The 13090-nt window shown below is 60.1% G+C and carries 12 protein-coding genes; 9 read left to right on the top strand and 3 right to left on the bottom strand.

The features are described 5' to 3' along the window. Positions 1–52 precede the first annotated feature (52 nt). The gene (gene infA / locus HU825_RS12850; protein WP_002553999.1) at positions 53–271 is read left to right on the top strand and encodes a translation initiation factor IF-1; all 219 of its coding nucleotides are present in this window, start codon (positions 53–55) and stop codon (positions 269–271) included. Between the two features lie 113 nt (positions 272–384). Here infA and clpA read toward each other — a convergent pair whose 3' ends face one another. Both clpA and clpS read right to left on the bottom strand, forming a co-directional pair. Next, positions 385–2655 carry an ATP-dependent Clp protease ATP-binding subunit ClpA gene (clpA, locus tag HU825_RS12845; RefSeq protein ID WP_043299074.1) on the bottom strand — a complete coding sequence of 757 codons (2271 nt, stop codon included), beginning with the start codon at positions 2653–2655 and terminating at the stop codon, positions 385–387. Between the two features lie 28 nt (positions 2656–2683). Then, a complete protein-coding gene (gene clpS / locus HU825_RS12840) occupies positions 2684–3043 on the bottom strand; it encodes an ATP-dependent Clp protease adapter ClpS (RefSeq protein WP_043299076.1) in 360 nt (119 codons plus the stop codon). A gap of 214 nt (positions 3044–3257) precedes the next feature. Between clpS and cspD the strand changes: the two genes are divergently transcribed. After that, on the top strand, positions 3258–3518 hold the full coding sequence (cspD, locus tag HU825_RS12835; RefSeq protein WP_043299110.1) for a cold shock domain-containing protein CspD: 261 nt from the start codon (positions 3258–3260) through the stop codon (positions 3516–3518). A 126-nt stretch (positions 3519–3644) separates the two neighbouring features. Here the strand turns inward: cspD and icd are convergent, their stop codons facing one another. Next, entirely contained in the window at positions 3645–4901 is a 1257-nt protein-coding gene (icd, locus tag HU825_RS12830; protein ID WP_043299078.1) for an NADP-dependent isocitrate dehydrogenase, read from the bottom strand. Positions 4902–5261: 360 nt separating this feature from the next. Here icd and HU825_RS12825 point away from each other — a divergent pair, with 360 nt between their 5' ends. The 7 genes from HU825_RS12825 to HU825_RS12795 all read left to right on the top strand — a co-directional run bounded on the left by HU825_RS12825 (position 5262) and on the right by HU825_RS12795 (position 13088). After that, a complete protein-coding gene (locus tag HU825_RS12825) occupies positions 5262–7487 on the top strand; it encodes an NADP-dependent isocitrate dehydrogenase (RefSeq protein WP_234302162.1) in 2226 nt (741 codons plus the stop codon). Positions 7488–7618: 131 nt separating this feature from the next. Beyond that, positions 7619–8059, top strand: a complete 441-nt coding sequence (locus tag HU825_RS12820; RefSeq protein WP_234302161.1) for an NUDIX hydrolase — start codon at positions 7619–7621, stop codon at positions 8057–8059. A gap of 72 nt (positions 8060–8131) precedes the next feature. After that, positions 8132–9262: a tRNA 2-thiouridine(34) synthase MnmA gene (gene mnmA / locus HU825_RS12815; protein ID WP_234302160.1), complete on the top strand. Its 1131-nt coding sequence runs from the start codon at positions 8132–8134 to the stop codon at positions 9260–9262. Then, positions 9259–9894, top strand: a complete 636-nt coding sequence (hflD, locus tag HU825_RS12810; protein WP_156716570.1) for a high frequency lysogenization protein HflD — start codon at positions 9259–9261, stop codon at positions 9892–9894. The genes mnmA and hflD overlap by 4 nt, the downstream gene beginning before the upstream one ends. A 161-nt stretch (positions 9895–10055) precedes the next feature. Continuing rightward, positions 10056–11426 carry an adenylosuccinate lyase gene (gene purB, locus HU825_RS12805; RefSeq protein WP_234302159.1) on the top strand — a complete coding sequence of 457 codons (1371 nt, stop codon included), beginning with the start codon at positions 10056–10058 and terminating at the stop codon, positions 11424–11426. 77 nt (positions 11427–11503) lie between these two features. Continuing rightward, on the top strand, positions 11504–12670 hold the full coding sequence (locus HU825_RS12800) for a ribosomal protein uL16 3-hydroxylase (RefSeq protein ID WP_234302158.1): 1167 nt from the start codon (positions 11504–11506) through the stop codon (positions 12668–12670). After that, the gene (locus HU825_RS12795) at positions 12663–13088 is read left to right on the top strand and encodes a GNAT family N-acetyltransferase (protein ID WP_234302157.1); all 426 of its coding nucleotides are present in this window, start codon (positions 12663–12665) and stop codon (positions 13086–13088) included. Before HU825_RS12800 ends, HU825_RS12795 begins: the two co-directional genes overlap by 8 nt. Positions 13089–13090: the final 2 nt, after the last annotated feature.

The raw sequence follows: 13090 nt of genomic DNA, 5'->3' as shown, positions 1-13090 counted from the left end.
TTGCCTGGGCGTGCTTGCACCGGGCTCTTCTTGATATCGAGGACTTTACTGAATGTCGAAAGAAGACAGCTTCGAAATGGAAGGTACTGTCGTCGACACCCTGCCTAACACCATGTTTCGCGTGGAGTTGGAAAATGGGCACGTCGTTACTGCGCACATCTCCGGAAAGATGCGCAAGAACTACATCCGGATTCTTACCGGTGACAAGGTTCGCGTGGAGCTGACCCCCTACGATCTGAGCAAGGGTCGCATCACCTACCGCGCTCGCTAAGCGAATCGCGAGAAAAACGCCCGGTCTTTCCGGGCTTTTTTGTATTTGCCGTTCATCGGTAACCCGAAAAACAAAACGCCCGGCCGAAGCCGGGCGCTCGTCTAGGCTATCGATCAAGCGAGCTCGACAGTCGTCTCGAAGTCGAAAAACAACTCGCCGTCACGCATATCGACATGCACGACGCCGCCATGCTCGGCCAACTCCCCGAAGAGAATCTCCTCCGCCAGCGGGCGCTTGATCTTGTCCTGAATCAGCCTCGCCATCGGACGCGCGCCCATTCGCGCATCGTAACCATGCTCAGCCAACCAGCTCCGCGCAGCATCGGTGACCTCGAGCGTCACGTGCTTGTCCTCGAGCTGCGCCTGCAACTCGATGAGGAACTTGTCGACGATGCTCTTGATGACGTCATGGCTCAACCGACCGAACTGGATGATGGTATCCAGACGGTTGCGGAACTCGGGCGTAAAGCTCTTCTTGATGACCTCCATCGCATCCGAAGCATGATCCTGCAAGGTAAAGCCAATGGAGGCTCGTGCAGCGGTTTCCGCCCCGGCATTGGTGGTCATGATGATGATCACATTGCGGAAATCGGCCTTGCGCCCGTTGTTGTCGGTCAGCGTGCCGTGATCCATAACCTGCAGTAGCAGATTGAAGACCTCTGGATGCGCCTTCTCGATTTCGTCGAGCAACAGCACGCAATGCGGTTGCTTGGTAATGGCCTCAGTCAGCAAACCGCCCTGATCGAAACCGACATACCCGGGAGGCGCCCCGATCAGACGCGACACCGTATGCCTCTCCATATACTCGGACATATCGAATCGAATCAGCTCGATTCCCAGCGCCCGAGCCAGCTGCCTTGCCGCCTCGGTCTTGCCGACCCCTGTCGGGCCGGCGAAAAGGAACGAACCAACGGGCTTGTCAGGCGCTTTTAACCCAGCACGCGAAAGCTTGATCGCTGTCGCAAGCGAATCGATGGCATCGTCCTGGCCAAATACCGTGAGCTTCAGATCACGCTCCAGGTTGCGCAGCAGCTCCTTGTCGGAACTACTCACGTGCTTCGGAGGAATGCGCGCAATCTTAGCAACGATGTCCTCGATTTGCGGGACATCGATCAGCTTCACTCGGCGCTCCTCAGGCTGGAGGCGCTGGAACGCACCGGCCTCATCGACGACATCGATCGCTTTGTCGGGCATATGACGATCATTGATGTATCGCGAAGCCAGCTCGGCCGCAGCCCGAAGCGCCTCGTCGCTGTACTCGATGTGATGGTGCTGCTCGAAACGCCCCTTCAGGCCACGCAGGATACCCACTGTATCCTCCACCGAAGGCTCCGACACATCGACCTTCTGGAAGCGTCGGGCCAGTGCGCGATCCTTTTCGAAGATCCCACGAAACTCCTGGAAAGTCGTCGAGCCAATGCAACGAATCTCACCAGAGGACAGCAACGGCTTGAGCAGATTGGAAGCATCCATCACACCGCCCGATGCCGCTCCGGCTCCAATAATGGTGTGAATTTCGTCGATGAAAAGAATGGCCTGTGGACGCTTGCGCAGCTCGTGCAGTAATGCCTTGAAGCGCTTCTCGAAATCACCGCGGTACTTGGTGCCCGCCAGCAGCGCTCCGAGATCGAGTGAGTATACGACGCTGTCGCTCAACAGGTCGGGCACCTGCTTGTCGACGATTCGCTTGGCAAGCCCTTCGGCAATGGCGGTTTTACCGACGCCGGCCTCACCTACCAGCAGCGGATTGTTCTTGCGACGACGCGCGAGAATCTGCGCGACGCGCTCGACCTCGTGTTCGCGCCCCACCAAAGGATCTATCCGCCCCTGGCGCGCTAGCTCATTGAGATTGCTGGCATAGGCATCCAGCGGGTTGCTCGTGGCCGCTGAATCGCCTCCCTCATCATCCTGCATCTCGGCATCGTTTTCAGGATTCCCCGCATTGCCAGGAACCTTGGAGATTCCGTGCGCGATATAATTGACCACATCGATGCGGGCTACATTCTGTTGTTTGAGGAGGAACACCGCCTGACTTTCCTGCTCGCTGAAGATGGCCACCAGCACGTTGGCACCGGTGACTTCGCGCTTGCCGGAACTTTGAACATGAAAAACTGCGCGCTGCAGAACACGCTGGAATCCAAGCGTAGGCTGCGTCTCCCGCTCCTCGTCGTGTGGAGGAATCAGGGGCGTGGTGGAGTCGATGAATTCCTGCAGATCACGCCGCAATTTATCCAGACTGGCACCGCACGCACGCAAGACCGTTGCGGCTGCTTCGTTGTCCAGCAAAGCCAACAGGAGGTGTTCGACCGTCATGAATTCATGACGCTTGGCGCGGGCCTCTTTGAAAGCCAGATTCAGAGTGACTTCGAGCTCACGGTTCAACATAGCTTCACCTCTTCCCCAGCAATCGGAGTTAACCGTCCTTCTCGATCTCACAAAGCAGCGGGTGCTGGCATTCCCTTGCATATTGATTGACTTGCAGCGCTTTGGTTTCAGCCACGTCTCGCGTGTACGTACCACACACCGCGCGGCCCTCTGTATGCACAGCCAACATGATCCGCGTCGCCACCTCCCGATTGTGATTGAAGATGCCTTCCAGCACCTCGACGACGAAATCCATTGGCGTGTAATCGTCATTGAACATGACCACCTTATACATCGGTGGCGCCTTCAATTCCGGCTTGGCTTCCTGCACGGCCAGGCCGGAAGCATCGTCCTCTTCTCGTTCGGAATCCTGATTGAATGTTAGTCGAATCTGAGCAAATGCACGCATGCGGATACGGTTCTGGTCATGGCGCCGAGGCCAGGTAAATGAACGGGCTAACAGCCAGCTGACGAGTCGCCTTGACTATCGGCAAAACGATGATACAAACAGTAAGTGCCTATATCGGGCAAATGGGTTGCGCGCAATGAAGGCCCAAGGCTGCAAGCGCGGAATGAAATGGATGTTACTCCACTAGTGGACTCCTTTGCAGAGGGACAACAGCATGCTAAGCGGTAAGGTCAAGTGGTTCAACAACGCCAAAGGTTACGGCTTCATCGTAGCAGACGGCGGTGATGAGGACCTGTTCGCCCACTACTCCGCCATCCAGATGGAAGGTTATCGGACACTCAAAGCTGGGCAAGCAGTCATGTTCAATATCCTGCAGGGTCCGAAGGGCCTTCACGCAACAGATATCCGGCCTCAGCAGGTATCCGCGGATGTCGCAGCGCCGACAAGCCAGGCCGCCACTCCGGTAGACGCCTGAGCGCCGGCCGAACGCAAAAAGGCCGATCCATGATCGGCCTTTTTGTTTTTGCCACCGAAGGCTCGCTCTGAACCGGACCTGCCCCACAGGCGGCCCGGCTCAGTGAGTGCCTTATCGGACAGCTGATTACATGTGCTTGATCATCGCATCGCCGAACTGTGAGCAGGACATCAACTGCGCACCCTCCATCAGACGCTCGAAATCGTAGGTGACGGTTTTCGCAGCAATCGCACCCTCGGTTGCCTTGATGATCAGATCGGCCGCTTCGATCCACCCCATGTGACGCAGCATCATCTCCGCGGAGAGGATCAGCGAACCAGGGTTAACCTTGTCCTGACCGGCATACTTCGGCGCAGTGCCGTGCGTCGCTTCGAACATGGCGACCGTATCGGAAAGGTTGGCGCCCGGCGCAATACCGATACCTCCCACCTCGGCCGCCAGCGCATCGGATAGATAGTCGCCGTTCAGGTTGAGCGTAGCGATCACATCATACTCAGCCGGGCGCAGCAGGATCTGCTGCAACATGGCGTCGGCAATCGCGTCTTTGACCACGATGTTTTTGCCAGTATTCGGATTCTTGAACTGCATCCACGGACCACCATCGAGCAGTTCGGCACCGAATTCGTCCCGCGCCACTTCGTAGCCCCATTCCTTGAAGGCACCTTCGGTGAACTTCATGATGTTGCCTTTATGGACGATGGTTACCGAGCTGCGGTCGTTGTCCACGGCGTACTGCAGAGCCTTGCGAACCAGACGCTTGGTGCCGTCGAGCGATACCGGCTTGATGCCGATGCCGCAGTTCTCGGTAAAGCGGATCTTCTTGACCCCCATTTCCTCGGTGAGGAACTTGATCACCTTCTCGCACTCAGGCGAACCTGCCTTCCACTCAACGCCCGCATAGATGTCTTCAGAGTTCTCGCGGAAGATCACCATATCGACGTCGCCCGGCTTCTTCACTGGGCTGGGCACACCAGTGAACCAGCGTACCGGACGCTGACAGACATACAGGTCGAGTTCCTGACGCAGAGCTACGTTCAACGAACGGATACCACCGCCAACGGGCGTGGTCAGCGGCCCCTTGATGGATACGACATAGTCACGAACGGCCTCCAGCGTCTCTTTCGGCAGCCAGGTATCCTGATCATAAACCTGGGTGGCCTTCTCGCCGGCGAACACTTCCATCCAAGCGATCTTGCGCTTTCCGCCATAGGCTTTCTCGACGGCAGCATCGACGACCTTGATCATCACCGGGCTGATATCGACACCAATGCCGTCGCCCTCGATGTAAGGAATGATCGGGTTATCGGGAACATTCAGAGTGTTATCGGCATTGACGGTGATTTTGTCACCGCTGGCTGGCACCTGGATCTTTTGGTATCCCATGCTGGACTCCGTTTCGTGGTTGACAATGGTCAGCGCCCGAGGTTAACCCACTTGAATCGGGCCAGACCACATGTTCGTTCGTCTTATGCGACGACATTCTTCGACGTACCGGCACGATGGTATACTGCGTAGGTGACTAACGAGTCATAAGGAGCGGCTGTCCGGATCGAGACGCCGCTTCTTGAAGCCGTCGCACTGCTACCGCGGCCTGACGGATCAAATGCTCCACACTCTACTGATGCACCCAACATCACCGCGGCGAACCCTTGACTTCCGGCTCGACGAAACGGAGAGCCGTAGCGCCTACCTGCGCATTTCGAGGATTTGAGCACGCCCAGCAAAGAAGAGAGTCAACACGATATGCCCACCCGTTCGAAGATCATCTACACCTTCACCGACGAAGCCCCTGCTCTCGCCACCTACTCGCTTCTGCCTATCGTCGAAGCGTTTGCCGCCTCCGCAGACATCGCCGTCGAAACCAGCGACATCTCTCTTGCAGGGCGCATCCTTGCGAATTTTGCCGACTACCTGGACGCCGACAAGCGCGTCGAGGACAGTCTCGCCGCACTCGCCGAGCTGACCATGCAGCCGGATGCAAATATCGTCAAACTGCCGAACATCAGCGCATCGGTCCCTCAGCTCAAGGCGGCCATCGCTGAGCTACAGGCACTCGGCTACAACGTACCGAACTATCCAGAAGATCCGCAGACCGACGCCGAGAAAGAAGTTCGCGCGCGCTACGGCAAGGTGCTCGGTAGCGCCGTCAATCCGGTGCTGCGTGAAGGCAACTCCGACCGTCGCGCCCCTGCCGCCGTCAAGGCCTATGCACGCAAGCACCCGCACTCCATGGGCAAGTGGAGCAAGGCTTCGCAGTCGCATGCCGACTACATGCGCGGTGGCGACTTCTTCTCCAGCGAACAGTCCATCACGATGGAGAAGGCCGGTGACGTGCGCCTTGAGTTCGTCGGCAAGGACGGTCAGGTTCAGGTCAAGAAGCAACTCTCCCTGCTTGAGGGCGAAGTGCTCGACAGCATGTTCATGAGCTGCAAGAAACTGCGGGCGTTCTTCGAAGACACCCTGCAGGACTGCAAGGAAACCGGCGTGATGTGGTCCCTGCACGTCAAGGCCACGATGATGAAGATTTCCCACCCGATCGTCTTCGGCCACGCCGTCAGCGTCTACTACAAAGACGTGTTCGACAAATACGGCAAGCTGTTCGACGACCTGGGCGTCAATCCAAACAACGGCATCAGCAGCGTCTACGACAAAATCAAGTCGCTGCCGGCCTCGCAGCAGGAAGAAATCCTGCACGACATCCACGAGGTCTACAGCCACCGCCCGGAAATGGCGATGGTCGACTCGGTCAAAGGCATTACCAACCTGCACATCCCGAGCGACGTCATCGTTGATGCCTCGATGCCGGCCATGATCCGCAACTCCGGCCAGATGTGGGGCAAGGATGGCAAGCAGAAGGACACCAAAGCGGTAATGCCGGAAAGCACCTACGCCCGCATCTACCAGGAGATGATCAACTTCTGCAAGACCAACGGCGCATTCGATCCGGTGACGATGGGCAGCGTGCCGAACGTTGGCCTGATGGCGCAGCAGGCCGAAGAATACGGCTCGCACGACAAGACCTTCGAGATGACCGCCGACGGCACCATGCGCGTCGTACTGGCCGACGGCACCGTGCTGATGCAGCACGAAGTCGAGAAAGGCGATATCTGGCGCGCCTGCCAGACCAAGGACGCGCCGATCCGCGACTGGGTCAAGCTGGCCGTTACCCGCGCCCGTCAGTCCAACACCCCGGCAATCTTCTGGCTCGACCCGGAGCGCGCCCACGACCGCGAACTGCAGAAGAAGGTCGAGAAGTACCTGAAAGAGCACGACCTCAGCGGCCTGGATATCAGCATCATGGGCTACAACGAAGCCATCCGCGTCAGCATGGAACGCATGATCCGTGGCCGTGACACCATCTCGGTAACCGGCAACGTACTGCGTGACTACCTGACCGACCTGTTCCCGATCATGGAACTGGGCACTTCGGCCAAGATGCTGTCCATCGTTCCGCTGATGGCCGGCGGCGGCATGTACGAAACAGGCGCCGGCGGCTCGGCACCCAAGCATGTGCAGCAGCTGATCGAAGAGAACCACCTGCGCTGGGATTCGCTCGGCGAGTTCCTGGCGCTGGCGGTCTCCCTGGAAGAAACCGGCATCAAGACCAACAATGCGAAAGCCAAGCTGCTGGGCAAGACGCTGGATGCAGCGACCGGCAAACTGCTCGACAACAACAAGTCGCCGTCGCGCAAGACGGGTGAGCTGGACAACCGTGGCAGCCACTTCTATCTGGCAATGTACTGGGCTCAGGAACTGGCCGCGCAGACCGAAGACCTCGAGCTGCAGGCACGCTTCGCTCCGCTGGCCAAAACGCTGACCGAGAACGAAGCGACCATCGTTGCCGAACTCAACGCCGCGCAAGGCAAGCCGGTCGATATCGGCGGCTACTACCGCTCCAACCCGGAGCTGACCAGCAAGGTCATGCGTCCGAGCCAGACCTTCAACAACGCGCTCGCTGCGCTGCGTTAAAGGAAGGCGCGGGCCGCCCTCGGCCCGCTCAAGGAAAACCCCGGCCCTCGCGCCGGGGTTTTTCCGTTTTTACACCCGCCAGCGACTATTGCGACTGTTACGCTCGCGCAGTGTCTTACGAGGAATTTTTTATGGACTGGTGCCCCCATGTAACCGTGGCCACGATCATCGAGGATTCAGGTCGTTTCCTTCTCGTCGAGGAACTGAAGGCCGGACGCCTGGTGCTCAACCAGCCCGCCGGCCATCTGGAGGCCAACGAAACCCTGCGCCAGGCCGCGATACGGGAAACGCTCGAAGAAACCGGCTGGGACGTGGAGCTTACCGGCGTGACCGGCATCTATCTCTACACCGCACCGAGCAATGGTGTGACCTACCAGCGCGTCTGCTTCACCGCCAAGGCGATCCGGCACGATCCGCAACGCGAGCTGGATGACGGGATCGTCGCGGCCACCTGGCTCAGTCGCGATGAGCTGGTCGCGCAACCTGGGCGCTGGCGCAGTGAACTCGTCCTGCGCTGTATCGACGACTATCTGCGTGGCCCGATACATGCCTTGGACGTCGTTCGCGACTGACACGATTTCAACATGTGTTCAGCAGCCTGTTAGAATCCGGTCCTTTTTGCAGATCCCGCCAGCGATATCCCTATGCCTGCTTCAGCCATCACCGCCCCGGAAAACACTCGCGTCATTGTCGGCATGTCCGGCGGCGTGGACTCCTCCGTTTCCGCCCTTCTGCTGCTCGAACAGGGGTATCAGGTAGAAGGCCTGTTCATGAAAAACTGGGAGGAAGACGACGGTACCGAGTACTGCACCGCCAAGGAAGATCTCGCCGACGCGCAGGCCGTATGCGACAGCATCGGCATCAAGCTGCACACCGCCAATTTCGCCGCCGAGTACTGGGATAACGTGTTCGAGCACTTCCTCGCCGAATACAAGGCCGGACGCACGCCCAACCCGGACATCCTCTGCAACCGCGAAATCAAGTTCAAGGCGTTCCTCGACTATGCCCTGATGCTCGGCGCGGACCTGATCGCCACCGGCCATTATGTGCGTCGCCGCGACGTAGACGGGCGCAGCGAGCTGCTCAAAGGCCTGGACCCGAACAAGGACCAGAGCTATTTCCTGCACGCCGTCGGCGGTGCACAACTGAGCAAGACACTGTTCCCCGTCGGCGAGCTGGAAAAGCCTGCGGTGCGGGCAATCGCCGAGAAATACGGGCTGGCCACGGCGAAGAAGAAGGACTCCACTGGCATCTGCTTCATCGGAGAGCGCCGTTTCAGCGATTTCCTCAGGCAGTACCTCCCCGCTCAGCCGGGAAATATCGAAACCATCGACGGCGAAGTTATCGGCCGCCACCACGGCCTGATGTACCACACTATCGGTCAACGCCAGGGCCTGGGCATCGGCGGCCTCAAGGACGCCTCGGACGAGCCCTGGTACGTACTCAGCAAGGACCTGCAGCGCAACGTGTTGATCGTCGGCCAGGGCAACGATCACCCCTGGCTGTTTGCCCGCGCCCTGCTCGCTTCAGAAATCTACTGGGTCAACCCGCTGGATATCAGCACCCCGCGCCGACTGACTGCCAAGGTGCGCTACCGACAGACAGACCAAGACTGCACACTGGAGAAAACTGCACAGGGCTACCGTGTGCTCTTCGACGCTCCGCAGCGCGCCGTGACGCCCGGCCAGTCCGTGGTGCTCTACGATGGCGAAATCTGCCTGGGGGGCGGCGTGATTGAGCACGCCGAGCCTTGGTTCGAAGGAGCCCACCCATGAGTTCCGTCGAAGAGCAACTGATCGCCCTTGGCGCCGTCTTCGAGGCTGCCGTGCTGGTTGATCGCATCGCCCGCACGGGCCAGGCCCCCACCGCACAGGTTGCCTGCATGCTCGGCAGTCTGCTGGCGCGCAACCCGCAGACGACGCTGGAAATCTACGGCGGCGACGATCTCAATCTGCGCGACGGCTATCGCGCTCTGGTAGGCGCGCTGGAGCGCGACAGCAGCAGCCTGCAACGCGAACCGCTGCGCTACGCGCTGGCGATGGTCGGTCTCGAACGACAACTGGACAAGCGTGGCGACATGCTGCAGGTCATCGGCAGCCGGCTCGATCAGATCCAGCAGCAGGTCGAGCACTTCGGCCTGACGCATGAGAATGTCATCGCCTCATTCGGCGGTCTGTATCAGGACACTCTGAGCACATTCCGCCAGCGCATTCAGGTGCAGGGCGACATGCGCCACCTGCAGCAGCCGGACAACGCCGCGAAGATTCGCGCGCTGCTGCTGGCCGGTATCCGCTCGGCCCGCCTGTGGCGACAGCTCGGCGGGCATCGCTGGCAGATGATTATCAGCCGACGCAAACTGCTCGACGCGCTGTATCCCAAGGTTCGCTCGCAGACCGATAACCACTGACTGCGCGCCGCCACTCCAGCCACAGCGGTTCAGCGCCGGCAGCACCACCGGCGAAAGTCGTTCGGATCCGATGCATTCACCCAGGAGCGCGGTCCGGTGGCCGGTGCTTTCATGTATAATCTGCGCCCTTTTCGTTGCCCGACTGTCCGAGAATGCCCTCTATGCAGCTTTCCTCGCTCACGGCGGTTTCCCCCGTCGATGGCCGCTACGCCGGCAAAACCAGCGCCCTGCGCCCGATCTTCAGCGAATTCGGCCTGATCCGTTGCCGTGTTCAGGTCGAAGTGCGCTGGCTCCAGCGTCTGGCGGCTCACCCGGGCATCCCGGAAGTCGCGCCATTCTCTGCCGAAGCCAACGCGCTGCTGGATAAGCTGGCGGACAATTTCCAGCTGGAGCACGCCGAGCGCGTCAAAGAGTTCGAGCGCACCACCAATCACGACGTGAAAGCCGTCGAGTACCTGCTCAAGGAGCAGGCCAAGCAGCTGCCGGAACTGGCCGCTGTCAACGAATTCATCCACTTCGCCTGCACCAGCGAAGACATCAACAACCTGTCCCATGCGCTGATGCTGCGCGAGGGCCGCGACCAGGTACTGCTGCCGCTGATGCGCCAGATTGCCGAGGCAATCCGCGCGCTGGCCATCAAGTTCGCCGATGTCCCGATGCTCTCCCGCACCCACGGGCAGCCGGCCTCGCCGACCACGCTCGGCAAAGAGCTGGCCAACGTCGTGTATCGCCTGGAGCGGCAGATCAAGCAGGTCGCGGAAGTGCCGCTGCTGGGTAAGATCAACGGCGCCGTGGGCAACTACAACGCACACCTGTCCGCTTATCCGCAGGTGGACTGGGAAGCCAACGCCCGCGAGTTCATCGAGCAGGACCTGGGTCTGAGGTGGAACCCCTACACCACTCAGATCGAGCCGCATGACTACATCGCCGAGCTGTTCGACGCCATCGCGCGCTTCAACACCATCCTCATCGACTTCGACCGCGATATCTGGGGCTACATCTCCCTCGGTTACTTCAAGCAGAAGACCGTGGCCGGCGAGATCGGCTCTTCGACCATGCCGCACAAGGTCAACCCGATCGACTTCGAAAACTCCGAAGGCAACCTCGGCATCGCCAACGCCATCCTCCAGCATCTGGCCAGCAAACTGCCGATCTCCCGCTGGCAGCGCGATCTGACCGACTCCACTGTCCTGCGCAATCTGGGCGTGGGCTTCGCCCATAGCGTCATCGCCTACGAAGCCAGCCTCAAGGGCATCGGCAAACTGGAGCTGAACGCTGCGCGCATCGCCGAAGACCTGGACAACTGCTGGGAAGTGCTGGCCGAGCCGGTACAGACCGTCATGCGTCGCTATGCCGTGGAAAACGCCTACGAAAAACTCAAGGATCTCACCCGCGGCAAGGGCATCACGCCGGACGCCCTGCTGGCCTTCATCGACGCGCTGCAGATTCCAGCCGAAGCCAAAGCCGAACTACGCAAACTGACTCCGGCCAGCTACATCGGCAACGCCGGCGATCAGGCCAAGCGCGTCTGACCGATTTCCATATACGCACGCCCGGCTGCGCCGGGCGTTTTTATTTGCAGCTCTGCATATAGAGCAAGGTGTTACGCATGACTTCTGATGCTCCACTTCAAATCCTCGGCGGCCTCAGCGCGCGGGAGTTCCTCCGTGACTACTGGCAGAAGAAGCCGCTGCTGATCCGCCAGGCCATCCCGGATTTCCAAAGCCCCATCTCGCCGGACGAGCTGGCCGGCCTTTCTCTCGAAGAGGAAGTCGAGTCGCGCGTGGTCATCGAGCACGGTGACAGCCCGTGGGAGCTGCGCCGCGGCCCCTTCGCCGAGGACACCTACCAGCAGCTGCCCGAGCGTGACTGGACCCTGCTGGTCCAGGCCGTCGATCAGCTGGTGCCCGAAGTGGCAGAGCTGCTCGGGCAGTTCCGCTTTCTCCCGAACTGGCGCATCGACGACGTAATGATCAGCTACGCCGCACCGGGCGGCGGCGTAGGCCCGCATTTCGACAACTACGACGTGTTCCTGCTGCAGGCGCACGGTCAACGGCGCTGGCGCATCGGCCAGATGTGCGACAGTGACAGCGCACTGCTCGAGCATGGCGACCTGCGCATCCTCGCCGACTTCCAGGGTACCGACGAATGGGTTCTGGAGCCTGGCGACATGCTGTACCTACCGCCGCGCCTGGCACACTTCGGCACGGCCGAGGATGCCTGCATGACCTATTCGGTGGGCTTCCGCGCGCCCAGCGCCGCCGAGGTGCTAACCCACTTCACCGATTTCCTCGCCCAGTTTCTGCCGGATGAAGAACGCTACGGCGACGCCGATCTGCAACCGAGCGACGATCCCTACCAGATTCAGAGTGACGCGCTGGAACGTCTGAAAAGGCTGCTGGCCGAGCATATGGGCGACGAGCGACTGCTGCTAACCTGGTTCGGCCAGTTCATGACCGAGCCTCGCTATCCCGAGCGGATCGAAGGCGTCGAACTGACCGAGCAGGATCTGCGCGCAGCGCTCGCCGATGGCGCCGTGCTGGTACGCAATCCCGCGGCGCGCATGGCCTGGAGTGAGATCGATCTCGGCCTGCTACTGTTCGCCAGCGGCCAGAGTCGTCTGCTCCCCATCCAACTCCGCGATCTGCTCAAGCTGATCTGCTCGGCCGACGCCCTGCACGAGGACAATCTTGCTCCGTGGCTTGGCGATAACGACGGGCGTAAGCTGCTGCAGGAATTGATCAAACAAGGAAGCCTGGAGTTCGCTGATGAATAACATCCAAGTACGCATCGCCGATTGGCAGAAGGACAACGCCGACCTGCGGCGCATACGCGAAGCGGTGTTCATCGCCGAACAGGCCGTCCCGCCAGAACAGGAATGGGATGCCGACGATGTCGAGGCCGTGCATTTCCTTGCACTCGAGGATGGTTACGCCATCGGTACCGCACGGCTGCTCGCGGACGGCCAGATCGGTCGCGTCGCCGTTCTGCGCGACTGGCGCGGCATGAATGTGGGCGACGCGCTGATGCAAGCGGTACTCGCCGAAGCCGAACGCCGCGGCCTGCGTGAACAGAAACTGACCGCACAGGTACATGCAACCCGTTTCTACGAACGGCTGGGTTTCGAGGTCGTCAGCGAGGAGTTTCTCGAAGCCGGCATCCCGCACGTGGACATGCTGCGCAATAGCCACTGAGG

It is taken from the genome of Pseudomonas phenolilytica (genome assembly GCF_021432765.1).
Lineage (GTDB): Bacteria > Pseudomonadota > Gammaproteobacteria > Pseudomonadales > Pseudomonadaceae > Stutzerimonas > Stutzerimonas phenolilytica.
This window is presented reverse-complemented; position numbering and strand designations above follow the sequence as displayed.

Excerpts from the sequence above, each read along its gene's own strand:
- infA (WP_002553999.1), top strand. The coding sequence starts at position 53 with ATGTCGAAAGAAGACAGCTTCGAAATGGAAGGTACTGTCGTCGACACC.
- HU825_RS12800 (WP_234302158.1), top strand. The coding sequence starts at position 11,504 with ATGACTTCTGATGCTCCACTTCAAATCCTCGGCGGCCTCAGCGCGCGG.
- icd (WP_043299078.1), bottom strand. The coding sequence starts at position 4,901 with ATGGGATACCAAAAGATCCAGGTGCCAGCCAGCGGTGACAAAATCACC.
- HU825_RS12795 (WP_234302157.1), top strand. The coding sequence starts at position 12,663 with ATGAATAACATCCAAGTACGCATCGCCGATTGGCAGAAGGACAACGCC.
- mnmA (WP_234302160.1), top strand. The coding sequence starts at position 8,132 with ATGCCTGCTTCAGCCATCACCGCCCCGGAAAACACTCGCGTCATTGTC.
- clpS (WP_043299076.1), bottom strand. The coding sequence starts at position 3,043 with ATGCGTGCATTTGCTCAGATTCGACTAACATTCAATCAGGATTCCGAA.
- purB (WP_234302159.1), top strand. The coding sequence starts at position 10,056 with ATGCAGCTTTCCTCGCTCACGGCGGTTTCCCCCGTCGATGGCCGCTAC.
- cspD (WP_043299110.1), top strand. The coding sequence starts at position 3,258 with ATGCTAAGCGGTAAGGTCAAGTGGTTCAACAACGCCAAAGGTTACGGC.
- HU825_RS12820 (WP_234302161.1), top strand. The coding sequence starts at position 7,619 with ATGGACTGGTGCCCCCATGTAACCGTGGCCACGATCATCGAGGATTCA.
- HU825_RS12825 (WP_234302162.1), top strand. The coding sequence starts at position 5,262 with ATGCCCACCCGTTCGAAGATCATCTACACCTTCACCGACGAAGCCCCT.
- clpA (WP_043299074.1), bottom strand. The coding sequence starts at position 2,655 with ATGTTGAACCGTGAGCTCGAAGTCACTCTGAATCTGGCTTTCAAAGAG.
- hflD (WP_156716570.1), top strand. The coding sequence starts at position 9,259 with ATGAGTTCCGTCGAAGAGCAACTGATCGCCCTTGGCGCCGTCTTCGAG.